20 protein-coding genes and 3 pseudogenes are annotated in these 24,689 nt (G+C 64.9%); 11 read left to right on the top strand and 12 right to left on the bottom strand.

Features of this window, described 5'->3' with window-relative positions; all coding sequences use genetic code 11:
- Positions 1-225: 225 nt before the first annotated feature.
- Genes FHS96_RS12920 through FHS96_RS12910 form a run of 3 tightly spaced genes read right to left on the bottom strand, consistent with a single transcriptional unit; the run spans position 226 to position 6,775 of the window.
- Positions 226-918 (bottom strand): exonuclease domain-containing protein, encoded by a 693-nt coding sequence (locus FHS96_RS12920; RefSeq protein ID WP_429591860.1) that lies wholly within the window; start codon positions 916-918, stop codon positions 226-228.
- Positions 918-4,079 (bottom strand): UvrD-helicase domain-containing protein, encoded by a 3,162-nt coding sequence (locus tag FHS96_RS12915; RefSeq protein ID WP_429591857.1) that lies wholly within the window; start codon positions 4,077-4,079, stop codon positions 918-920. The genes FHS96_RS12920 and FHS96_RS12915 overlap by 1 nt, the downstream gene beginning before the upstream one ends.
- A complete protein-coding gene (locus FHS96_RS12910; RefSeq protein ID WP_429591854.1) occupies positions 4,079-6,775 on the bottom strand; it encodes a PD-(D/E)XK nuclease family protein in 2,697 nt (898 codons plus the stop codon). Before FHS96_RS12910 ends, FHS96_RS12915 begins: the two co-directional genes overlap by 1 nt.
- A 685-nt stretch (positions 6,776-7,460) precedes the next feature.
- On the opposite strand from FHS96_RS12910, the gene FHS96_RS12905 reads away from it, so the two are divergent.
- The 4 genes from FHS96_RS12905 (at position 7,461) to FHS96_RS12890 (ending at position 14,057) form a co-directional block, all read left to right on the top strand.
- Positions 7,461-8,060: an RNA polymerase sigma factor gene (locus tag FHS96_RS12905; protein ID WP_429591851.1), complete on the top strand. Its 600-nt coding sequence runs from the start codon at positions 7,461-7,463 to the stop codon at positions 8,058-8,060.
- On the top strand, positions 8,057-9,016 hold the full coding sequence (locus FHS96_RS12900; RefSeq protein WP_429591849.1) for a FecR family protein: 960 nt from the start codon (positions 8,057-8,059) through the stop codon (positions 9,014-9,016). The genes FHS96_RS12905 and FHS96_RS12900 overlap by 4 nt, the downstream gene beginning before the upstream one ends.
- Positions 9,017-9,189: 173 nt before the next feature.
- Positions 9,190-12,033, top strand: a complete 2,844-nt coding sequence (locus FHS96_RS12895) for a TonB-dependent receptor domain-containing protein (RefSeq protein WP_429591847.1) — start codon at positions 9,190-9,192, stop codon at positions 12,031-12,033.
- 41 nt (positions 12,034-12,074) lie between these two features.
- Complete coding sequence (locus FHS96_RS12890) at positions 12,075-14,057, top strand: Atxe2 family lasso peptide isopeptidase (protein ID WP_429591844.1); 1,983 nt, start codon at positions 12,075-12,077, stop codon at positions 14,055-14,057.
- On the opposite strand, the gene FHS96_RS12885 is transcribed toward FHS96_RS12890, so the two are convergent.
- The 7 genes from FHS96_RS12885 to FHS96_RS12855 form a co-directional block, all read right to left on the bottom strand.
- On the bottom strand, positions 13,991-15,628 hold the full coding sequence (locus tag FHS96_RS12885; protein WP_429591842.1) for an asparagine synthase-related protein: 1,638 nt from the start codon (positions 15,626-15,628) through the stop codon (positions 13,991-13,993). The genes FHS96_RS12890 and FHS96_RS12885 overlap by 67 nt on opposite strands.
- 95 nt (positions 15,629-15,723) lie before the next feature.
- Entirely contained in the window at positions 15,724-16,377 is a 654-nt protein-coding gene (locus tag FHS96_RS12880) for a lasso peptide biosynthesis B2 protein (protein WP_429591839.1), read from the bottom strand.
- A 57-nt stretch (positions 16,378-16,434) separates the two neighbouring features.
- The gene (locus FHS96_RS12875) at positions 16,435-16,563 is read right to left on the bottom strand and encodes a benenodin family lasso peptide (protein ID WP_429591836.1); all 129 of its coding nucleotides are present in this window, start codon (positions 16,561-16,563) and stop codon (positions 16,435-16,437) included.
- Between the two features lie 113 nt (positions 16,564-16,676).
- Entirely contained in the window at positions 16,677-17,318 is a 642-nt protein-coding gene (locus tag FHS96_RS12870; RefSeq protein ID WP_429591833.1) for a GntR family transcriptional regulator, read from the bottom strand.
- A complete protein-coding gene (locus FHS96_RS12865; RefSeq protein ID WP_429591830.1) occupies positions 17,315-18,166 on the bottom strand; it encodes a phytanoyl-CoA dioxygenase family protein in 852 nt (283 codons plus the stop codon). Before FHS96_RS12865 ends, FHS96_RS12870 begins: the two co-directional genes overlap by 4 nt.
- Before the next feature lie 77 nt (positions 18,167-18,243).
- On the bottom strand, positions 18,244-18,855 hold the full coding sequence (locus FHS96_RS12860; RefSeq protein ID WP_429591827.1) for an acyl-homoserine-lactone synthase: 612 nt from the start codon (positions 18,853-18,855) through the stop codon (positions 18,244-18,246).
- Positions 18,856-18,921: 66 nt separating this feature from the next.
- Complete coding sequence (locus FHS96_RS12855) at positions 18,922-19,710, bottom strand: autoinducer binding domain-containing protein (RefSeq protein WP_429591824.1); 789 nt, start codon at positions 19,708-19,710, stop codon at positions 18,922-18,924.
- A gap of 303 nt (positions 19,711-20,013) precedes the next feature.
- On the opposite strand from FHS96_RS12855, the gene FHS96_RS12850 reads away from it, so the two are divergent.
- The 6 genes and pseudogenes from FHS96_RS12850 to FHS96_RS12825 all read left to right on the top strand — a co-directional run.
- The gene (locus FHS96_RS12850) at positions 20,014-20,763 is read left to right on the top strand and encodes a helix-turn-helix transcriptional regulator (protein WP_429591821.1); all 750 of its coding nucleotides are present in this window, start codon (positions 20,014-20,016) and stop codon (positions 20,761-20,763) included.
- A gap of 227 nt (positions 20,764-20,990) precedes the next feature.
- Positions 20,991-21,269 (top strand): transcriptional regulator domain-containing protein, encoded by a 279-nt coding sequence (locus FHS96_RS12845; RefSeq protein ID WP_429593048.1) that lies wholly within the window; start codon positions 20,991-20,993, stop codon positions 21,267-21,269.
- Positions 21,151-21,744 carry a DUF2285 domain-containing protein gene (locus FHS96_RS12840; RefSeq protein ID WP_429593046.1) on the top strand — a complete coding sequence of 198 codons (594 nt, stop codon included), beginning with the start codon at positions 21,151-21,153 and terminating at the stop codon, positions 21,742-21,744. Before FHS96_RS12845 ends, FHS96_RS12840 begins: the two co-directional genes overlap by 119 nt.
- A 126-nt stretch (positions 21,745-21,870) precedes the next feature.
- Positions 21,871-21,951 (top strand): annotated as a pseudogene (locus tag FHS96_RS12835) (DUF5710 domain-containing protein); the annotation flags it as partial.
- 252 nt (positions 21,952-22,203) lie between these two features.
- The gene (locus tag FHS96_RS12830) at positions 22,204-22,689 is read left to right on the top strand and encodes a hypothetical protein (protein ID WP_429593084.1); all 486 of its coding nucleotides are present in this window, start codon (positions 22,204-22,206) and stop codon (positions 22,687-22,689) included.
- 124 nt (positions 22,690-22,813) lie between these two features.
- A pseudogene (locus tag FHS96_RS12825) lies at positions 22,814-23,098 on the top strand (transposase); the annotation flags it as partial.
- On the opposite strand, the gene FHS96_RS12820 reads toward FHS96_RS12825, so the two are convergent.
- Both FHS96_RS12820 and FHS96_RS12815 read right to left on the bottom strand, forming a co-directional pair.
- Positions 23,096-23,425, bottom strand: a complete 330-nt coding sequence (locus FHS96_RS12820) for a hypothetical protein (RefSeq protein WP_429591818.1) — start codon at positions 23,423-23,425, stop codon at positions 23,096-23,098. The pseudogene FHS96_RS12825 and the gene FHS96_RS12820 overlap by 3 nt on opposite strands.
- Positions 23,422-24,516 carry an IS5 family transposase gene (locus tag FHS96_RS12815; protein ID WP_429591815.1) on the bottom strand — a complete coding sequence of 365 codons (1,095 nt, stop codon included), beginning with the start codon at positions 24,514-24,516 and terminating at the stop codon, positions 23,422-23,424. The genes FHS96_RS12820 and FHS96_RS12815 overlap by 4 nt, the downstream gene beginning before the upstream one ends.
- Before the next feature lie 21 nt (positions 24,517-24,537).
- Between FHS96_RS12815 and FHS96_RS12810 the strand changes: the two are divergent.
- A pseudogene (locus FHS96_RS12810) lies at positions 24,538-24,689 on the top strand (IS5/IS1182 family transposase); the annotation flags it as partial.

Below are 24,689 nucleotides of genomic sequence, written 5' to 3'. Positions count from 1 at the left end.
TCAACGGGCGGTCTAGCAAACTCGGCGGCCACGCGGGAAGCCTGCCGCAAAACACATGTTTTCCGTCTGGATCGCCCTGACCATCCGGCAAGCTGCCCACGAGATCACAGGGTGTACGGCAAACCCTATCGCTTTGATCGGCTGTACGGGAACCTGCATCCGGAGGTTTGCCGACACCCGTCTACGTTAGCGTATATCTGGGTCCGTTTTATGTACCGACCCCTCCTAACGCCGAGCCAGCTCCGCCCGTGCGTGCCACAGCACGTCGGGGTCCATGTCCTGCCCTACCATCCACTGGAGATAATCAGCCGGAACGTCGGGCCAGGTGGCGCCTCGATGCTTTCCGAACGGCAGCGTCGGCATCGGTCGCGGCTGCTCGCTCCACGCGACCATCTGCTCGACCGATGCCACCCTCAGCAGTTCCAGAAGGAGGTGAGCGGTGACCCAGGCGTCCGGTCCCGCGCGGTGCGGCGGCATCGCCAGCGCAGGATCCAGCGACAGTCCGCGCCAGTATCGCAGCACCTGGTTGCCGTGCTTCGGTGCGTCGGGCCAGACGTGCATCGCGGCCTTGTAGGTGCAGATCCAGGGTGTCGCTCCGGTCACGTCGGACCTGAGGAACTTGCGTTCGAAGGCGCAATTGTGCGCCACCAGCACGTCCGGGGCTCCACCGTGCGCGAGAGCGGCGCGCATGTGTCCGGGCGTCGCCGGAGCCATCTCCGGGTGGAAGTCGGCTGGCGTAAGATGATGGACCGCCATTGTCTCGGGCGGGATGCCGTTCAGCGGTCGGTAGAGCCACGCGACGGGCGGAGTGATTGACGCGGCTCCCGCGTTTAGAAGCACATCGCTGTATCCGAACTCCACTATTTCCGCCGGTGGCTCCATTCCCGTCGTCTCGAGATCCACCACCCTGAGGCGCATCAGCCTGCCCCTCCGACGCGCTCGATCCGGAGGAGTGCGCCGACGATCGGCATATGCACCCAAAGCTCGCTTGCCGTTCCTGGCCGGGCCCTGGCGAGCGCCTCCGCATAGAGGTCGAGTTGCGCACCATGGACGATCGCGCGCGCCTCCCAGCTGTCGGACGCACCCGGGAAGGACTTATGGTCGACGATCGCGAACCCCTCGGCTCGCTCGACGAGGAGGTCGATGCGTCCCCTGACGAGTTGGTCGCCGATACGGGCCGCCACAGGGCACTCGCGTTGCAGGGCGGCATCCGGCCACCGCTTCGCTGCCTCTGACCAGAGCCGGTCGCAGGTGCCGACCGCGTCGGAGGCAGCGATCTGATGCACTCCCCACCGCCCGAGGATCGCCTGCGCGCGTTCCAGTCGCGCGTCGTGCGGCTCGTCACCGCGATCCGCCGCCACTATCGCGTGCATTGCCTCACCCAGCATCCGCATGTCGGGCGAGCCGGTGAACGGGATGCGCGGCCCGAGCTTCACGCGTTCGACGACGCGGTATTCGGCGTGCGCGCCTCTCGAGCTCGGGCGACAGTAGAGTTCGGCCCGCTCAACGGGCGGCCTGGCCACGCGCACGAAGGACGGAGCTACCACGCGCTGTTCGGGTTCCGCCGCAGCAGCTAGGGTCGCCACCCCGGCACCGAAGGACGCATCGCCGGTTGTGATCGACTGCCCGTCTGACCGCGGCAGCTGCATATGCGAACCGCCGGCGCCGTCGAGCACCGAAATCCAGCCGAGTGGACCCTTGGCGGGCGGCGCCAGCACGAGCTGGTCGCGCGCGCGCGTCATTCCGACGTAGAGTAGGCGCGCCTCCTCGTCCCGCGCGCGGACCGCCGCCTGCATGCCGAGCGGCGAGGCGGGGCCACTGGCGTCGAGATGAACGTCCTTCTCCTGGCTTCCATAGGGCCAAGGCCAGAACCTGATCCAGCGACCGCTAAGCGGATTGCGCCAGTCGATCTCACCCTCCGCCTCGGCAACTGGTTCCCACAGCCGCGGGCGTGGAGCCTTGCCCAGACCCGTGAGTACCACGCACGGCCACTCCAGTCCCTTAGCGCCGTGATAGGTCATGATGTTGACCGCGTCGTCGCGCAGGCTGCGCGGCCGAGCCGGGTCCTCGCTGGCGAGCGCGAGGATGAGGCCTGAAGGGGTCGCCGGCACGCCGGCGCCTGAGCAGTTCGCTTCGTAGTCGCGCGCAAAGCCTCGGAGCGCCTCGAGATCGTCGATGCGCGCAATCACGTCACCCCAGGACTCGATACGCCTCGTTACCTCCGGAAGAAGAGCGATGGCGTCGATGAGATCCGAAGGCTTCAGCGACAGGATGCGTTCCCGCAGGGCGTCCAGATGGGGCACGATCGGCACGGTAGACGCCAGCGCCTGTCGTGGCTCGTCGTCACCGAGCGCTTGCAACCATGCGGCGGATTGCGGGTCTTCGGATAGAAAGCGGGACAGTTCCGCGAGCGCGAGGCTGTCGGCCGAGTCGGCCACGAAGCGATACGCCGCCATGACCAGCTCGACGTGCGGCGTCCGCGCGAGACCTTTGCGTTCGACCGCGACCTTCAATCCGAGCGCGCTGAGTGCGGCGCCGGCCTTCTCAATGTCGGTGCCGTTGCGGCACAGCACCGCGACGTCACCGGCCCGCATCGGGCGCACCGCGCCGTCGCGATCCACGACGAGCCACGGCGTGTCCGGAGCGACCGCCTCCCGGATCGCTTCCGCGAGCGCTGCGAACTGGAGCTCGAGCTTGCCTTCGAGCCACCATACGTCGATCGGAGCGCGGGTAAACCCGGTCTCCGAGCGCGCCGTCCCCGAGAAGGCGTGCTCCGCCGGATCGAGACCCATCGCCGCAAGCGCCGGCTCGAATGCGGCGTTGACCAGCTCGACGATACCCTTGCGACTCCGGTAGGAGCGCGAGAGCAGATCGGGAGCGGCGTCGGACTGGGCGGCGACGCCCTTCATCGCAGCCTGCGTGAGGGCGCTGTCCGCATTGCGAAAGCCGTAGATCGCCTGCTTGGGATCGCCGACCCAAGTGCTTGCGTCCACGAGTGGTGCAAGCGAGGTGAAGATGGCGAGCTGCAGCGGGCTCGAGTCCTGGAACTCGTCGACGAAGAGCCTGCCGATGCGTTCGCCCAGACGCTCGCGCACGTCTGGCAGGCCTAGCGCCTTAAGCGCCAGCGCCTCCTGGTCGATGAAGTCGACGAGACCACGCTCTGCCTTGTGCGACTGGTAGGCGGAGAGCGCTTCGGCGGCGCACGCAAAGACAGTCCGGATGAACGTCGAGCAGTCGTCGCGCAGCCGCGGATGCTCCGGGTGGCGCGACGCCGCCCGATTCACATCCTCGAGCGCATCCGTGAGGATTTGCCCGTCCTTCTTCGCGCACACGCACTTGGTGAGCCTCGCCCATTCCGGCCATCCGATCCGCTCCTTTCGGCGGAGCGCCGACGAGGTCTGGCGAAGCTGCGAGACGGTCTTGTCGGCCGTCTTGCTGAACACCTCGGGTATAGCGGCCACCGCCGCGGCGATGGCGTCGCCGAGATCGGCGTCGAGGCGCGCGCCGTCCTTCGCTGGCTCGGGCAGAAGATTGAGGAACGTCGCGACCGAACGATCGGCCGACGCGATCAGGTCGCTGGCTGCGATGCCGTTCGACCGCGCCAGCTCGATGATGCGGCGGACGCTCTTGCGCCAGTCGGATGCGGCCGCCTCTCCGCCGAACTTCGGTTCGAGATGTCCCATCGCTTCCCCGAGGGCATTGAGCAGCGGCGCGTAGCGCTCGATCGCCGCGTCAGCGGCGATCGCGAACACATGACCGTGGCTGCCCTCGGGGATCACTTCCGCGCGCGGCGAACGTCCGAGCGCGAGCGCGTGTTCGGCGACGATCTGGCCGCAGACCGCGTTCACCGTGCCGAAACGCGCGCCGAGGAGGCGGGCGGCCTGATCGGACCGGCCAGTCTCGAAGAGCTTCGCGCGCGAGCGCTTGAGGAGTTCGTCGGCCGCCTTGATGGTGAAGGTGGTCGCGACGATCTCCTCCGGATCGCGGCGCTCCACCTCGGCAGCGATGTCGCTGACGACGCGAAAGGTCTTGCCGGCACCGGCAGAGGCGACCACCGCGGCGATCGGGTGATCGGTCATCAGATGTCCTCCTCGACGACGCGGCACAGGCCGGTCAGCTCACAGTAGCGGCATGGCTCTGTGCCGGGTGCGATCGGCAGGTCGGCGGGCAGATGGTCCGCGGCATTGTCTGTTCCCGACGCGACGAGCGTGCCGGTGAGTGTGAGGTCGCGCCAGATGCGCCACGTCCCGGCGAGGGCGTCCCATGTCTCGGCGAGGGTGTGGTCCGAGGCGATTTCCTCGTCGGCAAGGAAGCTGCCGGCCAGCCCAATCATCCGCCGTTGTGCGAGAAGGTAGTAGGCGCCTTCGGCGGACACGCTCGCGGCCGGATCCGCAAGTTCGCCGTAAGTGGCGAGCTGCAGCGCCCGCCCTTCAGCTAGCTCGGTGCGGCGGCGCGTGGCGCTCCGGCTCCACTTCAGGTCTACGACCCCGAGACCTTGGCCCGGATGGCGGACGAGGAGATCGAGGCGGCCTGCGACCGAAAGTCCGTCGGCGAAAGTGCGGTCCCGTTCTAGCTCGGTTCCGACGACCTCCGCATTTCGGTCGCGCAGCATGCCTGCGAGCTTCGCGAGCGCCTGCGGCACCCGCACCTTGGCCGCGGCGAGTTCGCTCGCGTGCTCCGGCCGCCGGAGCGGCGATGCGATGGCATCCACCGTGGCGTCGAACCGCTCCGCGACCTCCGCCAGCACCTGCTCCGGATCCGGCGCCTCGCCCGGTCGCATCACGGTGTTCGCGAGCTCGTGGGCGAGGTTTCCGAGAAGCTGGTTGGCGTCCGGGATTTCCGCCGCACGGCCGCGGGACAACTTCATCACGTCGATCATCAGCCAGCGCATCTGGCATTCGACGAGGCGCTCGAAGCTCGTGGCGCTCTCGGTGCGCGCGGCGAGCCTGCTCTTCACGCCTTCAGGGATCGTCCAAGTCGCCCTCTGCGTCGGCGGCTGTCCGACTTCGATCCGCTCGCGACGCAGATCCCGGCCGAGGAGGAGGTGATCCGCCTCTTGGAGGAGCCGCTCGGCGTCCCACGTCACGAGCGGCCGCGCTTTGGCCACAACCGGCTGCAGCTGGTGTTCAAGCGGGTGGCTGGTTGCCTGCGCCGTGCCGGTGAACGCGGGCGTGACCAGCATCACTCGCTCGCCAGCCATGAGGACGGCGTTCGCGTAGCTTCGCGCGACGCGGCGCGCGGCGTCGGCCGTCGTCTCGAGCACGCAGCCCGCCGAATTGAGCGCGGCAATCTCGACAATGGACCAGGGCGATGAGGATACCCGCTCGCCCGGTCCCTTGAAGTCCCACCACAGCAGCCGCGGCGCCTTCGACCAGATCGCGCTGGGATGCCGCACGCAGCGAAGCCCTCCGGCCGTGGCTACATGGTCAGGGTTCTGCGCGCCCTCCGCCGTCACCTGGTCCAGCATGCGCTCGAGGAGAAGCGCCGGAACCATTTCGAGTTCCACGAGGTCGACCGCCTCGATCAGCGCGCTAGCGGCACCCGCGGCGGCGAGCAGCAGCGGATCGCCCGACCCGGCGTCGAGTTCGAGGGCCCATGCCTGGACGCGTCCGGCGATGCCGCGAACCGCCTCGGCGGGTATGCCCGCGTCGCGGCGGTAAAGACCCCCGGTCGTCCATTCGCGCCATCCGGCGAGACGGCGATCCGCTTTCTCGCGGTCGATCTCGCCGCTCGCCACCTCGGCCGCGAGGCCGTCTTCGATCGTCTCCCACGCCGCCTTCCACTCCGACCCGCCGATACCCGGCTCGCGACCGAGTGCATTGGCGAGCCTGCGGGCGATCCGTCGCGGCACAGGGGGGCGCGGCAGCAGCAGGAGATCAAGCAGCGCCCGGGCGTCGAACGGCGCCCACGCCACGGCGATCGCGAGCGGCAGCACCTGTAGCGCGCCACGCCAGGGCGAAGCCGCCGACTGGCCAAGCGCCGGCAGTCCGCGCGCTTGTAGGGCAAGATCGAGGAGAGCGGTGTCGCCGCCGGTACTGACGACCACGGTGCCATGCAACTCCTCCTCCGAGCCGTGCACGAGCCACTCGGCCAATGCTTCCGCGCCGGTGAGGGCGGTATCGGCTTCCACGAACGCCAGGCTGCCGTCGCCGGCAAGCCCTTCGACCTTGCCATCAACGAGGAAGCGTTGGACCCGCCCGAGATCGCCGTCCGCGTCCGGCGACGGGTCGGGGCGATCGACGACGGCGACGCTGCACGCCTCGAGAGCGTTGATGAGATTGCGCCATCCGGGCGGCAGCAGATCGCGAGGCTCGATGAGTTCGATCGACGCGATCGGGAGCTTGGGGCGGGCGGTCAGGGCCCGGCGGAGGGCGGCGACGCGGTCGTCGATCCCTGCGGGAACCGGATCGCCGTCGGCGACGAGCGAGGCGAGCGCATCGATCCGGGCACTGCCGACCGGCTGTTCGTTCCAGCCCGCGCCGACCAGCTCGTCGCGCCATCTGAGCAGCGTGCTTGCAGTCGCCCAAAGGTCGAGCCGGGCGGACGAGGCGAAGAACAGATCGGGCGCCGCTTCGATCGCGGGGCGCATCTTGGCGACGTAGCGGGCGACGCGCGCCGCCTGCGAACGACGTGGGGCGGTGAGCCCGAGCACTGTCTCGATCGCGCCGACGAGACCATTCGGTCCGACCACGTCCGAGCCGAAGACGCCATCGGCGTCGCCTGGGAAGTCGGGCCAGGTCGGGCCATCGCAGGCCATGCCGAAAACGAGATTCATGCGCATACCCTCTCAACCGTCGGCGCGCGGCCGCGCCGCGGCGCTTCCATTGTGCACGCGCAAGCATTCTTCTGGAAGTCGCGCGATGCGCGGCGATGCCTGAGCCGCCCCGATCATCCCGCCCTTGCGGCTGCCCAGATATCGTTGGCTGCCGCGAGGATGTGCGGCTTCGCAGGCTGCGGACCCTGCCGGTTCTGACACCGGCGAATCGCTGCAACGCGCTGAGGTAAAAAGGTCTACCTTTCTTCCATGGCTGCCGAGTTTGCACGATCCTCGCTTTCCTCCCAGCGATAGAGGGGCGGATTGGCCAGGCAGCAAGGGCTTGAATCCCGAGTGCCAATGAGCTGCGCGGTGATGTCGCCTGCGCAGCGGGAACGCGAACAAGGACGATGAAGCGCAGGGAGAAAACAATGTCATTCTGGATGTATCGGCTCGAACCGGGTTGCGCTGATGGATCAGCTCTTTCAGGTTCCGCCCGCGCCGGATGACGGCGCCGAGGCTTAAGAACCTCGCTTGATGTTGGAACCAGGGCAGCAATCGTTGCCGGGTGGCTGGCGCGCATGTCCAAGTCCGCGAGGACCAAAGGCGTCAGCGCATGTCTCAAGCATGTTCTTAACACCCGGCTTTTGCGCTGGTGGGCCTCGCAGGGAGGCAAGGTCATGCGCATAGGCGTGGATGGTAAGGGATGGGCGGCGCGACGCGTCCAGCGTGCCCGATGAAGCTGAGGCTGTGGAGCCCGCAGGATCCGGAGGAGCGGCATGGCCTTCCGATGGAGTGCGACCATCAGCAGCCACCCGTTGCCGACGTCGAAACCCTCTATCGCGATGAGGCGCCGCGGCTGCGCCGTTTCTTTCGACGTCAGACCCGCCAGACCGAGGATGCACCCGATCTGGTGCAGCGTTGCTTCGCGCGGTTGATCGCCATCGGCGACAAAGGGAGCATCGCGCGTCCACGTGCCTATCTCAGCCGCATCGCACTCAATCTGGTGCGCGACGATGCCCGTGCAAAAGCTCGGCATGCTGACGTGATCCTGCTGCCGGGCGCTGAGGCACATTCTTCGACCGATCCGCATGGCCAGCTCGAAGCGCGCGACATGCTTGCCCGCATCGACGATGCTATGCTGGCGCTCCCCGAAAGGACTCGCGAGATTTTCATGGCTCATCGCTTCGACGACCTGACTTACAACGAGATCGCCGAGCAAACCGGCCTCAGCGTCAAGACCGTCGAAAAGCATATGTCGCGTGCGCTCGCTGCGCTGAATCGGCTGCTGACAGCCGAACCGTGATCCCGAACGATCGCGAGGATCAGGCGCGCATCGACGAGGCGTCCGAATGGTTCGCGCGGATGCGCGGCCCCGAGGCTGATGCCGCGCGTTCTGCATTCGCCGCCTGGCAAGCCGACCCGCTCAACGCAGCGGCCTACACGACGGTCGAAAAGACCTGGCAGAAAACAGCCATCGGTCGCTGGTCGAAGGTTGGGCGGACACGGGACCTCAGGCGCGCCGCTGTTCGTCGAGGGCGGTGGCTCTATGCCGCTGCCGCGCTGTTCGCGATGCTGATCTTTGGCTCGGTGCTGCTGATAAACACAAGGTCGTCGTCATCCAAGCCGGTGGCCTACGCAACCCGGATCGGCGAGGTGCGACGGATCAGGCTTGCCGACGGTTCGCAAGTGATCCTCGATGCGGGCACGCGTGTCGACGTGCGTTTCTCGTCGAATGAGCGCCGGATCGCGTTGATGGCCGGCCGGGCACGGTTCGCCGTCGCGCATGATGCACGACGGCCATTCGTCGTGGCGGCTGCTGGCCATGTGGTGACTGCGCGAGGCACGGTCTTCGACGTCGCGATCGGCGCCGACATGCTTCGGGTGGCATTGATTGACGGCGTCGTTGATGTCGGCGCTGCCGACAAGCATGTCGTCCGTCTTGCGCCGGGCTTGATGCTGCAGGCGGCAACCGGGGCCGGAGCGCCCGCAATATCGCCGATGCAGCGGGACGCCACGGCTTGGACAGCGGGTCGTCTCTCCTACACCGCAACGCCGCTGTCGGTCGTGATCGCCGATGTCCGCCGCTATTCGCGTCGCAGGATACGCTTGGCGGACCCGGCGCTGGCCAGTCGCCGGGTTACTGGCAGGTTCCGGGCTCAGGATGGCGAGGCGATCATTGCCCGACTGGCCGAAGCGCTCGAACTGGATCGGGAGGAGACCGACGAGGAGCTTGTGCTGCGCTCTCGCAGCCAGCGATAATTTTCGGACCAAGCGTAGGGTGTTCGCCTGCCGCATCGTCATGCCCCCCGTAGCCAGCGCTGTTTGCGCCGGCCAAAGGGAGGGCGACAATGGCCGGAAAACGGCAAATCTGTTTGAAACTGTTGATGGGTGTTGGAGCAGGGGGACTGTTGATCGGTTGCTCGAGCGGTCTCATGGCGCAGACGGCCGAGCAGGACTATCACATGGCGGAGCAGGACCTCGCTGCGGCGCTCGGTGAGGTTGCGCGCCGCGCCGATGTCGAGCTGTTTGCCAGTGACGATCTGCTCGCCGGCTTGCGCGCGAAGCCGTTGATCGGGCGCATGTCGGCGGCAGCGGCGATCGCGCGACTTCTCGAGGGAACGGGATTGCGCGCTGAAAGGCGCGAGGGGGCCTTCGTCATTGTCCGGGCGCCGCAGTCCCTTGCTGGCCGGGAGGACGATCCGATCACGGTCACCGGTACACGCATTCGTGGCAGCGTGCCGGTGGGCGCCCCGCTGGTGTCGATTGATCGGGCGGCGATTGATCGGAGCGGCTACGCAACCACACAGCAGGTGCTCCAGTCGCTGCCCCAGAATTTCGGTGGAGGGCAGAACGAGGCCACGTTCGGTATCGGAACCCGCAACAATGCGGGCACAAACAACGGCTATGGCGCCAGCATCAACCTGCGCGGCCTTGGCACATCCTCGACGCTTGTCCTGTTCGATGGAAATCGGCCAGCGCTCGGGGGGCTCGGCGGGGTTTTCGCCGACCTTTCGATGGTCCCGTCGAGCGCGATTGAGCGCATCGAAGTCCTGACCGATGGCGCATCGGCGATCTACGGCACCGACGCCGTGGCGGGCGTCGTCAATCTGAGGTTTCGCGACCGGTTCGAAGGGGCCGAAACCCGCCTGCGCGCTGGCACCGCGGACGGCGATTTCGGTGAGATCCAGGCCAGCCAGATCGTCGGGAGGCGCTGGTCGGGCGGGCAAGTCGTCCTCGCCTATGAATATTATGACCGCGGCCGATTGTCGGGTCGGAAGCGCGCTTTCGCGACCGAGGATCTTCGACCCTTCGGTGGGCCCGACTATCGATTGGGCTATTCCAATCCAGGCACGATCATCGCGGCTGACGGCCAGCAGTTCGCTATCCCCACGATGCAGGATGGGCGATCACTTCAAGCCGCGGACCTTGTGCCGGGAGCTGCCAATCTTCGGGATGCGCGCGCGGCCGTGGATATCCTGCCGCAGCAGCGGACCCATTCCGTCTTCTCGGCTGTCCATCAGGAACTCGGCGACACGATCTCGTTTCGTGGCAGCCTCTTGTGGGCGCGCCGCCGATTTGACCGGATTACGCCGGCGGAAACGCTGAACGCCCTGACCGTGCCGGTCACCAACCCGTTCTATGTTGATCCGATCGGCACGGCACAGCCTGTTCAAATCCTTTACAGCTTCGATCGCGACCTGGGACCGCAAATCAATCGGGGAACGGTCAAAGGGCTGACGGGCAGCGCGGGACTGGAGAAGTTCTTGGGGCCATGGCGGATCGAGGCCAGCGGCAGCCTTGGCATCCAACGCGAAGTGACATTCGATCTCAATCTCCCGAATAGCGCGCGCGTCGCTGCGGCGCTTGCTGATCCCGACCCCGAAACCGCGCTCAACCCGTTCGGCGACGGCAGCTACAGCAATGCCGATACACTGGCACGGATCCGCGGTGGCAGGCGTACGCTCAATCGCATCGAGATTCTGGGTGGCGCGCTCAGGGCCGATGGACCGCTCTTCCGCCTGCCCGGCGGGTCGGTTCGCTTCGCGTTCGGCACGGAGTTTCGTCGCGAACGATATCGGTCCGAGGCCATTTCCGACGTCAACACGCTGGAGCCTACGGTCAATCGCCGAGAGGAGGTGCCAAACGGGCGAGAGGTCGTTGCGGGATATGGCGAGTTGCTGCTGCCGCTCATCGGCGGCGATCTGGTCCTTCCCGGCGCCCGCGAACTTGATCTGTCTGTCGCGGCGCGCATCGAAGATTACAGCGACGTCGGTACCACAACCAATCCGCGGGTGGGTCTGCGATGGGTGCCGCTCGAAGGCGTCACCGTGCGCGGATCCTATGGGACGTCGTTTCGCGCGCCGGGCTTCGAGGAACTGATCGGTCCTGCCATATCGCTGTACCAGGCGACACGCGTGCCGGATCCACGCTCGCCTACCGGGCAGTCGACGGTCCTTGCGCTGTTCGGATATGCACCGGGGATCGGCCCGGAGAAGGCGACGAGCTGGACCGTGGGTGTCGATCTGCGCCCGGTAGCGCTGCCGGGGGCCTATCTCAGCGCCAACTATATCGATGTCCGATATCGTGACCGGATTGGCTCGGTATCGGAAGACTATTTCAACTTCCTGGTTCGGCCGGATATCTATGGCGGGGTCATCGACTTTGCGCCGAGCCCTGACGTCATCGCAGCCTATTATGCGGCACCGACCTTTTCGAATCCCGGCAGCATCCCGCAATCCGAGATCACCGCAATTCTCGACGGCCAGATCCGCAATCTCGGTTCAATCCATCAGCGCGGCATCGACTTCGATCTCGGCTATGCGACGCGCTTTGCCGGCGGGCAACTCGATCTCGGCGTTGCCGGGAGCCGGATCCTTTCGATCGATCGCCGGCTGACCGAGACGTCCCCGGCTGTCGATATCGTCGGCACATTCTCCAATCCGGTCAAATTGCGTCTGCGGGGCCGGGCGGGGTGGCAGGCCGGCCAGTTCGACGTCTCCGGCTTCATCAATTATATCGACGCCTATACAAATACCGTGCTGGCCGAGCCCGAACGGGTCGAGTCCTGGACGACCGTCGACCTGCAGATCGGAGCCACGGTGGCCGTTGGTGGTGGTGATCGCTCCCTGCGGTTGACGCTCAACCTCAACAACGCGCTCGATGCGAACCCGCCCTATGTCAACAACAGGACATATAGTTCCGCGGTGGGCTATGATCCCGACAATGCCAGCGCGGTCGGACGGCTGATCGCCTTCCAGGTCATCACGAAATGGTAGGGCCCTGGTTGCTGGCCATGCTTGCATCAGCGTCGCCGGGGGTGGCGACATCAGCGGATCTCGCCACGGTCATCGATATTTCCGGCGTGACGGTTTCGCCCGACCGCCGCTGGGTGGCCTATCGGATCGAACGCCCTTCGCTGGAACGCGATGCCATTCCCACCGAGTGGTTTGTGGCGTCGACCAAGGCAGCCGCCGATCCACCGCGGCAGATCGGCGATGGCGGCAACGCCGAATGGTCCGATGCCGGCGTCGTGCAGCCCGGCGCGGTACAATGGTCGCCAGACAGTCGGGCGCTCTATTATCGCGCGGTGAGCGATAGGGGCGTCGAACTGCGCATGGCGATGGTCGGCGGGGCCGGCTCGCGGACATTGGTGTCGGACGATGCCGACGTCGAGGATTTCCAGCTGCTCAGCGACGGCCGGATCCTCTTCAGCACGGGCGCGACACGGGATGAGATCGCACAGGCGGAGCAAGCGGAGCGCGACGGGGGTATCCTGATCGATGGGCGGGCGACCCTTTCGCAGAGCCTGTTCCGCGGGGACCAGACCGCACGACGACGCGCGACATTGCGCTATAGCGGCGAATGGTTCGATCGCAGGGGCTTACTCGCCGATGTGACGCCACATCTGCGGCTGGTCGATCCGACGAGCGGGCTGATCACCGACGCTGCCGCCATGGCGGCGCAATGGATTGGTGGCGGGCTGCGCGAGCGGGGTGCGGGAGCTAGCGCGACCGATGGCTCGACGATCGTCACAGCCGATCGTTCGACGGCGGGCAATGGCGTCTCGATACAACGGGATGGAAAGGTGATCGCCCGTTGCACGGTTGGCGCCTGTAACGACCGTGTCACCTCGCTGGCCTGGGCGGGCGGCCGAGCGCCGGTCCTGCTGGCCATCGCCGGCGCCGATCACGCGCAGAGCCTGGCCCTGTGGGCACCCCGCAGCAAGCGCGTCGAATGGCTGGTGCGGGGGGGGGGGCTGCTGAACGGTGGTCGGCAGGCTGAGGCGCCGTGCGCGGTCACGGTGGACGCCGCCTTCTGTGTAGAGGCAGCATCGCTCACGCCGCCGCGTCTGGTCCGCTTCGGCTTCGATGGCAGCAACCGGGTGGTCCATGCGCCCAATGCCGGACTTCGCCTTGGCGGGCTTGTCAGGGAACGCATGGAATGGCGCGACAGTGCGGGGCGGACGATCACCGCGCAGTTGATCCGCCCAACAGGGGCTGGTCGCACGCCCTTGTTCATCAACTATTACCGATGCGAGGGGTTTCTGCGTGGCGGGCTCGGCGACGAATGGCCGCTCGTTCCGCTGGCGGCCGAAGGTATCGCGGCCCTGTGTATCAATGCACCGCCGGTCAGCGCGGCGCCGGATCCTGCAGGGCAACGCTATGCGACGGGTCTCGAGGCGGTGCGCACAGTGGTGGGACGGCTGGCCGCCCGCGGCCTCGTCGATCCGGACAATGTCGGCATGGGCGGTCTCAGCTTCGGCAGCGAGGTCGCGTTCTGGATCGCCACACACAGCGATTTGCTGGCCGCCGTCTCGATCGCATCGGTGCAGATGGAACCGGGCTACTACTGGTTGAACGCGCCCGCCGACCGACCCGATTTCGCTAAAAATCTTTCGGCTCGCTGGGGCCTCGCTGACCCGGAAACGGACCCGGCTGCATGGATGCGTCTGCCCTCTATGAACACGCAGAACCTGTCCGCGCCCGTGCTGATGCAGCTTCCGGAAATCGAGGCGCGGTCGGTGGCACGGCTGCAAGTGCGGCTGTCGGCGGCCGCGATGGGAGAATTGCACGTCTTTCCTGACGCGCCGCACATCAAGGTGCTGCCCCGCCAGAAACGCGCGGCCTATGAGCGCAATCTCGACTGGTTCCGCTTCTGGCTTCTGGGCAGATCCGATCCGTCCCCGCTCAAGGCCGCTCAATATGAGCGATGGCGAAGGCTTCGACCCTGGCATCACCGCCAGGATTCTACGGAGCCGATCCACAGCTCGAGATCGACGAGCTCGAGCAATCGGAAATAGTCGAAGTCGCCAGCGTGCAGCGGGCGGGCGAGATAGGCTTCGATCGCTCGGGTGTCGATCATGCCCGCACGCGCCAGCCAGCCGTCGAGCAGGATCGGAGCAAGCTGTTTGCGTTGCGCGAGATAGGCGCCGGCGCACATCGCCTCGAGCCTTCCCTTGGTTCGCCTCTGTACGATCAGCGGCGGCAGCAGGTCGGCAAAAGCGTCGCGGGCGACCGCTCGATCGCGTCCGCCGGCCACCCACAGCCAGCTCGGTATCCTCAAACAGACTTCGACCAGAGGCTGCGACAGCAGCGGCGCGATCTGCTCGGCTTCGCTCAAGCGATCGGGACGGTCGAGGAAGTCGCTGATCCTGAGCAGCGCATCGACATGCTGGCGCTTGCCGGATGACAGGCGGGGTGGGCGATCGAGCCAGGGATGGCGGACAAGATCGTGTGAGGCGACATCGCGGCTCGTGAACCTGTCGGCGGGTGTCCAGCCCGGCGGTGCGGCACGGCGCGCGGCCGTCCAGGCGGTTCTTGCGACCCTGGCGATGGTCGTGCCGTTGAGCGTGGCCACGTCCGTCAACGTCGCCAATGCATGACGGCCCGGCCCGAAGCGACGCAAGGCGTCGCGCAGCGGCGCTGTCGAATTGCTGGAGGCGAACACATTGTCGCCGCCGATCCCGCTGAAGAAGCGACTATACCCATTTTCCGTCAAGGTCCGGCGGATGTGGGCGTCGAAAGCCGACAGGACGCGATTGGCCGGGGGCCTTGGTGTGATCGTGGATGGCGCGCGGGTCAGATCGATACTGCTCGTGAGTGCGATCGCCTCATGCAGGTGCGCGCCGATCTGACGAGCGACGGCTTGTGCGTAGCGCCGCTCATCGCCGTCAGCGGCTTCGCTTGCGACGCTGATGCAGGCGAAATCGGCACCACAGGCAGCAAGCGCTACGGCGACGATCGATGAATCGAGACCGCCGGACAGTTCGAGCAGGATGCGGCCGCTTTCCGAAGCCCAGGCGGACATGACCTCGATCGTGGCGCGGCGCACAGCAGCGGCGGCGGCGAGGCGGTCCTCGATCTGCGCCTGATCTTCGACGAACGGCCACGGCGACCATAGCTGCCGTGCCTCGATCGCGCGGTTGCCGAATAGGAGGGCTTCGCCCGGCAGCAATTCGCTGACACCGCTCAACCCTGTCTGGCATGTGCGAAGATCCTGCACGGTCAGACGCTGGACGACGAAGTCCCAATCGACCGAAGGGCGGAAGAGGCCGGCCGTCAGGGCGAGCGACAGGTCCGAAAAGATCAGCAGCGCGCCATCGAGCCAGGTCCAGTAGACCGGCATGCCGGTCATCGCGGCGCGCTGGACGATCGCATTCTGCCCGCTGGCACGCAGCCGGACATAGTCGCCCCAATGGGCTTGCGCGAACATCGTCGCTTGATCGACATGGGAAACGTTCGGCGCCATGCGTTGGCGCTGTCGCGGCGACGGCCCGAACACCCGGCCAAGCGCGAACCATCCGTCATGCTCATGGCATTGCAAGCGGGGGTCAGCGAACAATGCCAGTTCTGGCTGATCGGTGGTCGTCATGAGCCCGGCAGCGCTGGCCGCGTGTCGCAATCGGCTGGCTTGGTCGCGCGAGATCGCATCCCGGCATCCGATCAGCGCGAGGAAGGCGGGTCGCGTCACAGCACGAAGATCGGCGTGAAATTGCGGGCATGGTCGACAGCGTCGTTGAGGATAGTAGTGTCCGATTGCACCCAGCAATGCGCCGCGAACGGATCGAGTTTGACGCCGAACACCAGCCGGGCTGCGACGGTGTTGCGCAGCAGCAGGTCGAGCAGGGCGAGGCCGTCGATCAGGCAGACACGCGGGATCGGTACCCACGCGCGCGTATGTTCGAATGTTGCGATCAGGCGGGTTAGCTTCGCGCTGTCCGCAGGGGCGTCGGCTGGCATCCCGGCCTGCCTTGCCTGGAGGCGGCCGACCAAATGGTCGAGGGGCCCTCTTCGTAGCGCAGCGGCGGTACGGACGATGCCCAGCCCGGCGGAGAGCGAGAGCCGGCCCCGACGGTCGGCGGCGTGAGCTTCGATCATGCTGCGTTCCGGCACGACAACCTGACAGGCGGCCGGATCGCTGCCATCGCCGGGAACGAGGATGTCCCGTGCGACCAGATCATCGTCCGGATCGACCATGCCGCCCCTCGCGATGATCTCGCGGAAGCGCCGGGCGCTGCGGTTGCCCAGCTGAAAATAGCGGTCTTGGCGAAGATCGAGGAAGATCAGGCGACCCGAAACCTCGCAGAAGCTGAGGTGGGGCGCGAGCCGGCAATGCAGCATGGGACGAACCCTAGGTAAAAGGAGGGGCGACCGCGATTGCGATCGCCCCCGCAGCATTCAGTCGTCCGAAAGACCGGTGATCGGCAGGCGACCACCATTTTCGACGGGCAGGCCGGAGGGGCCTTGGGTTTCGACACTGACCGCACCGAATTCGATGTCGTCGTTCTTGTCGCCTTCGCGTTCCATACAAGTGTCTCCATCATCGAGCCGCGTTATTGCGGCTCGATCAGTCTAGGAGGTCTTCGTCATATAAGTATTTTATACGGATTGAATTAGACGAATATAATCTGTTCGCCCTTTCATGCGCTCCTGAGGTCTGCTGCGTCACGCCTGAGCGCAGCAGCGATGGCGGGTACCAGGCGGATCCTGCGCCGATGGTAAACCTCAATCAGCCGCCGCAGGCGCCTGATATCACCTTCGCGCCAGGAGCGAATAAGCAACTGCGCCTCTTCCGCCGCATCCTCGATCAGTGGCTCTTCTTTCAGCCGGGCACAGGCCAGTCGCTCGGCGGTATTCTGGAGAACGTGGCGGTGTTCGAGATTGTGCGATCGCGATGCGATGTCCCGGAACAGCGCCCTGCTTGTCTCTAGCCCTGAGCGGCGTTCCATCGCGATCGCTGCGGCATCCATGCCAACGGTGTCGATCAGTTGGTGGGAGATCGACGTCCTCAGGATCTTGGCGAGAATCTCACCATGCCACGCATAAAGATCGCGCAACGCCGGTTCCGAGAGCAATGGCGCATGGAACCCCTCCTGCGGCCAAGCCTGGACGATGCGCTCCCCCGTCAAGCGATGCAATGCGTCACGGATGGGCGTCACGCTTGCGTGGAGCTTGCTTGCCAGTCGCGATGGATCGAGCCTGATGCCCGGCGGCAGGTCGCCTTGCATGATCTGCTGCTTGAGCGTGTCATAGATGCGCTCCATCATCAGTGCGGCATTCATGACGACGACGGATGTCCATGGCTTGCGGTTCGCTGCTGCGCTGCGTGTGCGCCGACCATCATCGCCTGATCGGGGCGCAACGCATCAATCGCTGCGAGATGTTCGGGTGCGTCCGGCCCGAGCAGCCGCGAGGGGCACTGTCCCTCGAAATTGCCAAGGTTGGGCCGGTGCTGCCGGTAGCCGACGAGATCGGAAAGGGCTTCGCCGAAGCCGCGCGCGATGTTCGGCGGATAGGCGAGAAACTGGTTCTCATAGGTCTTGAGCCAGCCGAGAGAATAGCCGGTCACGATCGAGCGACGCGGCCTCGCGGTACGATTGGCGCCGCCGCAATGGAGGGTGGACCCGAGGAACAGGATCGCGTCGCCGGGCTCGCACTCAGCCGCGATGGCGGGGGTGACTGGACTGGGATCGAGCGCCGCCGGTCCGTGTGAGCGCGGCCAGATCTGCGTCGCGCCATTTTCCTCACGAAACGGCGTCAGCGGCCACATGACGTTAAGCAGATATTCCATCCGGCCCTTTTCTCCCGCCCACATGTCCTGATCGCGATGCGGTGCCTGTGCGATCTCAAGCGGATGGATCTCGATTGCCTGGGTCAGGTTCAGCTGGATCCTGTCGCAATAATCGCCGAGCAGTTGCTCTGCGATGGCTACGATCAGGGGGTGCTGGACGAGCGCGGCTGTAGCCGGCGCCTGCAGGAGAAGACGACCGAAGCGCTTGGTGCGGGTTCCGTAGAAATCTCCCTGGCAATAGGGCGTCGCCGTGAACCTTTCCATGACCTGGCGGTCGAGCGCTGCAATGTTGTCGGTCGGGACGAGATCGCGAATGATGCAATAGCCTTCCGCGGCCAATTGACTGCTCCAGATCGAAACCAGATCGGTGTCGGCTGTCGCGGTGACGGTGGATAGCGGCATGACGGCAACTCCCTTTATGCGGCGATGGCGCTCAGGCGAACGGGGCAGCGGACAGAGATCCCGGCCTCGCCCAGGAGCCGCAGCGTGTCGGCATCGATCGAGATCGCCATGGCGGTGAGGCGGGTCGAGCCGTGCTGTTTCGGTGTGCCAAGCGGTTGGCACCGCCAGCCGAAATCGACAATCTGCCGGAACCAGTTCAGGTCGGCGACTCCGGTGTATGTGGTGATACCCACCTCCTGCGCGTGATAGGCGAACGCCAGCACCAGTTCGTTGCGCGCGCTCCGGCGCTCGGCCGCGGTCAGGTCGCGATCCAGGCAGAAGCGCGTGATTTCGCGCACCGTTTCGCCGCGTGGCGGCGGCATGTCGCTGAGATCCGGAAACAGCGTGTCGAGGATATGCGGCTTCGTCGTTTCAAGCAGGCGAGCCGAAGCGCGATGGCGGCCTTCGTCGTCGGTGACGACGATATAGACGGCTCGGGCGTCGTCGAACTGATCAACCTCGAACCGATCGTTAATGACGGGCACGTCCCAGCCGAGCAGATCGACGAAGACCGCCTTTCGCGCCTCGAACATCGCCGGCAGCACGCGGCCCGCGGGATTGCTGGCGCCCTGTATGACGTGGATCATGACAAACCTCCGCATGTGAAGAGGCTTGATCTGATCAGGGTGCGCGTCGTCGTAGCATCCCTTGTTCTAGGGAGAAAAGCCGAGCATCCGGACCCGATTGGCGCGCGACTCCAGCTCCTGTCGCTGCCAGAGATCGTCGATGCAAATCAGGCCGTAGCCGAGCAACCTGACGGCGAGTTCGGCTTTCGTGCTGACGCCAAGCTTCTGGCGGGCCTCGCGAAGATGCTCGTTCACCGAGTGCTCTGCGATGCCCAGACGCTTGGCGATCGCGCGGTTGGTCATGCCGCGTCCTCCCAGAACGACGCACTCGCGCTGACGATCGCTGATCCGCGGGGGAGGGGGCGTTGAGTGCTCACCGATGCGGCGTGCGGTGTCGAAGGCGAATGCGCCGATCATCTGGGTCCATTCGAGCGCGCCATCAGGCAGCGAAAAACCGGCGTGCGTGACAAAGGTGCATGAACCGCACAGCGCGCCTGGGAGATGATGGGGGACCGTCACGCCCTCGCCGAAACCCGCTTCGCGGCTGCGCCGCAACAAGGCGCGGTCCTTTCGCGTCAAGGAGAGGAGGTGGGGAATATCCCGCCACAGGAAACTGCGACCAGTCCGATAGCTTGCCCGGTGGACGGGGTCGCTCAGGCCGAGCCCATGCGCGTCGTACCAGTCCTGCCAACCGGCGGGATAATTGTGGAGGCGAACGCCCGATGGCGTGCGCGAGAAGTCGACATGCTGGCTGAGCGCGAAATAGCGGATGCCCATCTCTCCGCACGCCTGTCGAAGCGCATCTTCAAGACCGCGCCACGTCTTGATCTGCCCTACCTTACGCGAAAAATCGCTGACCGAAGCCCATTCTGGCATTCGTGAATTTCAGCTTCGTCGATTACGCTCTTAATACGCAGGGTCGCCGCTGCCGCCTTTCCTCCATCGGATGAAGCGATCTCTCAAGCACCGCCGCATGCCGTCCGCGGATCGTCCATCCTCAAATACGGCATCTGCCAACCGACGATGGTTGGTGACGGTCTAATGTCCACTCGCAATATATTTCAACTATATTGTTCATATAATTTGATTCTTTCCGCGTTCGAGGCGTCCGAGATGGTTCGAAATATCGCATTAGAAACAGCGCAGGATTACGCAATACGATGCGATTCGAGGCTGCAAATGCCGCAATCCTATGCGCTTTCCGTGGTTTCAGAGTTCGTCGAGCGCAGCGCGCTCGTCAGAGAGCCGGGGTCCCTGGAGCAGCTGCTTGCGTCGACGGTTCGCAGCCTGGGCTTCGAATTCTTCGCACTGACCCACCACGGGGATCTCGTGCGGAAACCCAACGGATTCGTCTCGCTTCAGAATTATCCGCGGGAATGGGGCAAGCGGTTTCGCGCGGACGGCCTGCACCGATGGGATCCGATCCAGCAGCTGGCAAGCCAAACATCATCAGCCTTCCTCTGGTCAGATGTCATGCGGCGGTTACGTCCGAGCGATCGCCAACTGACCTTGCTGGCAGAAGCACAGTCGGCTGGTCTTGGCGCGGGATTGACGGTGCCGCTCCACGCACCAGGTGAACCTGCCGCCAGCCTCTCGCTGGTCGTGTCGAGTCCGGACACGGGCATATCGCGGCAGTGCCTGATCGCTGCGCAATGTCTTGCAGTCGCGGCCTATTCCACGGCGCTCAGGCTGCGCGGGCCGATGCGGAGCTCGATCCGGACAAAACTGACGCGCCGGCAGATCCAATGTGTCGAGTTGGCGGCCGAGGGCAAGACGGACTGGGAGATCGGCCGGATCCTGGGTCTCAGTGAAGAAACGGTGACCAAGTATATGAACGCTGCACGCGGTCGCTACGGCGTGGCCCGGCGGACTCAGCTTATCGTGGCGGCGCTTCGCGACGGATCGATCGGCCGACACGTCCCGATGTGACGCATCTCGGATCCAGTCAAGGCGGGCGAAAGCCCGATCAAGCCCCGAGCTGGCGATGAGACCAATGCCTCCTTTGGGGCATATCGAAAATCCCAACTGCCCGACCGATGATCATCACCCGTGATGAAAGGAGCGGTGCGTGTTCAACCCGATCCGCGGCAGCGCGTCATGACTGAGATCCGGCAGTGGCGATCGGCAGCGAACTGATCGCGGCCGAAGACTGGTCGATGCCCGAGCGCTATCTGGCACTCGAGGTGGTCGATCGGCCAGGGCTGATGTGGGAATGGTTGCGGCGCGATCCACAATATCGCGCGTGGCACAAGCAGCAGCCTCAAGTGCGGATCGAATCGGATGGGGCCTTCTCCCGGCTTTGGCCGGCCGCGGATGCTGCTGCGTGGGGGCTTCACTTTCGCCGAGGCGCCGGAGCGGGATGCCCGCTCCGCCCGCCTCCTCTGGTCGCGTGCGGTCGATCCAACGGTGATCACGGCGACGCAGGTTGTCGGTAGTGCGGAGGCGATCGATCCTGCAGCCATCGATGGCTGCGGTTACGGAGTGATCAGCACATCGATCATGCCGATCGCGATTGTCCAGAAACACCGGCGGCTGCGGATCGATCTGGACGGTCGCTGCTGGCCACGCGGTCCGATTGGCATCGGCCTGCGGGTGTCCGGACTCGGCGGTCTGGGGTCAGTTCTCCCGGCGCTCGACCAGCTCGACGCTCTCTGGCGGCGTGGAAGGTTCCGCGCAGCCTTTTTCCTGAAGGAACAGAGGATGCCGCGCTGGTGCAGACTGCTTCGCGTGCATGATGCGCGCGCGTCCGGAGCGAGCCATCGCGACATTGCAATAGCGCTGTTCGGACCGCGTATGGTCCGCGACAGTTGGGGGGAGGGCAGTGATTTTCTGAAGTCGCGCGTCAGGCGCCTCGTTCACGACGCGCGTCAAATGGCAGCAGGGGGTTGGAGGTTATTGCCCGACCACTGATGTGATCTTCGCGTCCGATCGATGCTGAAATTGCGGTTCGATCATTGCCGCCGGTGATCATCGCCCGTTAGAAGGCCAAACGAAGCTGCATTGATGTTCGGATCAACAATGAGCGACCTCGTCTGAATGAAGCTCGTACCTCTGTGTGTGCCGTTCGAGCGCAAGGATGAAGCGCGTCGCGCAGGAGCTCGCTGGAATGTTGAGGAAAGATTTTGGGCGTGCGACGCAGGCTTGCTGACCAGTAACGCGTATTTCAGGTTGCGGCCCTTCGTGCCGCGGATTTACCGGCGAGATCTGATGTTGCCGTATATCCGCCCCTGGATGGTGCCGCAGACGCTCTGGGGGAAAAATCTTCGTTCTGTACTCCCAAAGGATCAATGGGATGTCGTTCGGCGGGGGGCTTACGCTCGAGCTGGAAATCGCTGTCGAGTGTGCGGGGGGCGGGGGCCGCGATGGCCCGTGGAGGCAGACGAAGCCTGGGAATACGATGATGATCGGCATATCCAGACACTCAAGGGCGTCGTCGCGCTCTGTCCGGACTGCCATCACGTTCGGCATTGGGGCAAGTCACTCGTTGATGGTCGCGAGGAGGAGGTCACGCGGCACTTGATGACCATCAACGGCTGGACGCGAGCTGAAGTAAAGGACGCTGCCGATGCGGCCTTTGAACAGTGGGAAGCGCGTTCCCGACATGTCTGGCAAAGCGAATATGGTTGGGTCACACGAACTCACGGTATTGTTCCAGATGAAATCGGCTTTGCACGCGCTGAAGCTGCAAACCAGGATCTGGTTGGGGCCGCGCGTAAGCGGGCCGCAGACACGTTCGATCAATACGGTGATCAGGTTCATCGAGAAGAACTTTTGGGGATCGAAAATTCCCCGGCTTCAGCGCACCAAGCGTTTGGTCGCCGCCTCATAGACTTCAGCCGGTCGCTGGTTCAATGAGGCGCATGTGTAATCTCAAGCCTCAATGAGAATGTCTACATTTGGGAGATGCCGTTGAAAAAGTCGGCCTTGCACTCGGGGTGAGTGTCTGATTCAGCATCGAGATGCAGAAGGACGCCAAGCGATGATGGGCGAGCGCCGGGTGGCGCAGGAGGCCCTGTTCTACGAGTTCAGCCTGGATCGGCACGTTCCTGCCGATCATCTGCTACGGGCGATCGACCGGTTCGTGGACCTGTCGGACATGCGCGAGCACTTGCGCGGTTTCTACAGCGCGATCGGACGCCCTTCGATCGACCCTGAACTGACGCTGCGGATGCTGATCGTGGGGTACTGCTTCGGCATCAGGTCGGAGCGACGCCTGTGCGAGGAGGTGCATCTCAATCTGGCGTACCGCTGGTTCTGCCGCCTAGCAGGCTGTTGAAGAAGTCCATTTTCGAGCGATGAAAGATAGATCGTCGCCGTGCCGGTAACGGATTCCGCCATGGAGTGAGCCGTCTGGCTGGAGTTCGGCGTCTCCATCGCCGCAGACCTCGTCCATCTCGTCGCTGCCATCCCACGAGAAGTCGATGCTGGTGGCTTCTGTGGTGCTGGCTTCCCAGATGTGACCAGTGCAGGCACCGAAGGCGAACTCGCCACCTTGCTTCTCGAACTGTATATAGGCTGGCTCGACGAGATCCGGATAGTCGGCCGGGAAGCCAGGCATCTCGACGATGCGCCATTTGCCAGTGACGCTCATGCTGGCGCTCCAAGCAGCTTTGGTAGCCGGATCAGATTGTAAGCAGCCGCGGCAAAGGTGAAGGCCCAGTCGACCTTATGAAGGCCGCGGAGCTTGGACTTGCGCAGGCCTGCGATGGATTTGATCCAGCCGAACGCTTCTTCAATGCGTTTGCGTGCCCGGATGCTGGACGCATAGCTCGCGTGGCGGGTCGTGCGTCCATCGATCGCAGATCGGCGCTTGCTCACGTTCTGTGCGACGTGAGGCCTGACGTTGAGCGTGCGGAGTTCTTCAACGAAATCCGCCGCGTCATAGCCGCGATCGGCGCCCAGCGTGATGGCGCGCGGCCGATCAGCAAAGGGCTCGATCATCTCGAGCGCGGCGAGCCGCTCGGCATGGCCTGAGACGCGGGTGAGCCGGGCATCGACCAGCAGACCAGACCGGTTCTCCATGAGCCCATGGCCGATGAAGCATAGCCTCGCCTCCATTCCAGGGCCCTTCTTGTAGAGCATCGCATCGGGATCCGTGGTGCTTGCGTGTGTGTCGTTCGACCGTTTCTCGCCCCGAAAGTCGGCAAGCCCATTTCGACTGCCACCGCCACCGCCGGCACCACGATCGTCGTCATTGCGCGGTCGGAAGCTCTTCAGTGAAGCCCAGGCTTCGATCAGCGTGCCATCGACGCTGAAATGATCGCTCGAGAGCAGCCGGCGAACGCGGTGCCGCTCGAGAATTGCGGTCAGGAATTTTGCGGCGATCTCGCCAGCCAGCAGCCGGTCACGGTTCTTGGAGAAGGTCGAGTGATCCCACACGGGCTCGTCGACCCCAAGGCCCACGAACCAGCGGAACAAGAGGTCAAACTCCAGCCGCTCCATCAGCTGCCGTTCCGACCGTACCGAATAGAAGGCTTGCAGCAGCATCGCGCGAAGCAGCATCTCCGGCGCGATCGAGGGCCGGCCCAAGCCCGAATACAGCAGCGCAAAATCGCTCGACAGCGCACCAAGCGCCTCATCAGCAACGGCCCGAATGGATCGAAGCGGATGATCCGCTCGCACCCGCGCCTCCAGATCAATGTAGGAGAACAGCTCTCCCGAACGCCGGTCCGTTCCACGCATCCCGCAACCTCAGATCACATCCGTGCGCGAGTGAATCACGTCCACGCCCGCTACGCCACCGACTTCTTCAACAGCCTGCTAGGTCTCGACGGCGACGTGCCCGATCACTCGACCTTTTCGAAGAACCGCCATGGCCGCTTTCGTGAGAGCGATCTGTTCCGCCAGTTGTTCGA

The sequence above is a fragment of the Sphingomonas zeicaulis genome (assembly GCF_050433225.1).
GTDB lineage: Bacteria > Pseudomonadota > Alphaproteobacteria > Sphingomonadales > Sphingomonadaceae > Sphingomonas_D > Sphingomonas_D zeicaulis.
Note: the sequence above shows the minus strand (reverse complement) of the source record. Positions and strands in the feature narration are given on the sequence as shown.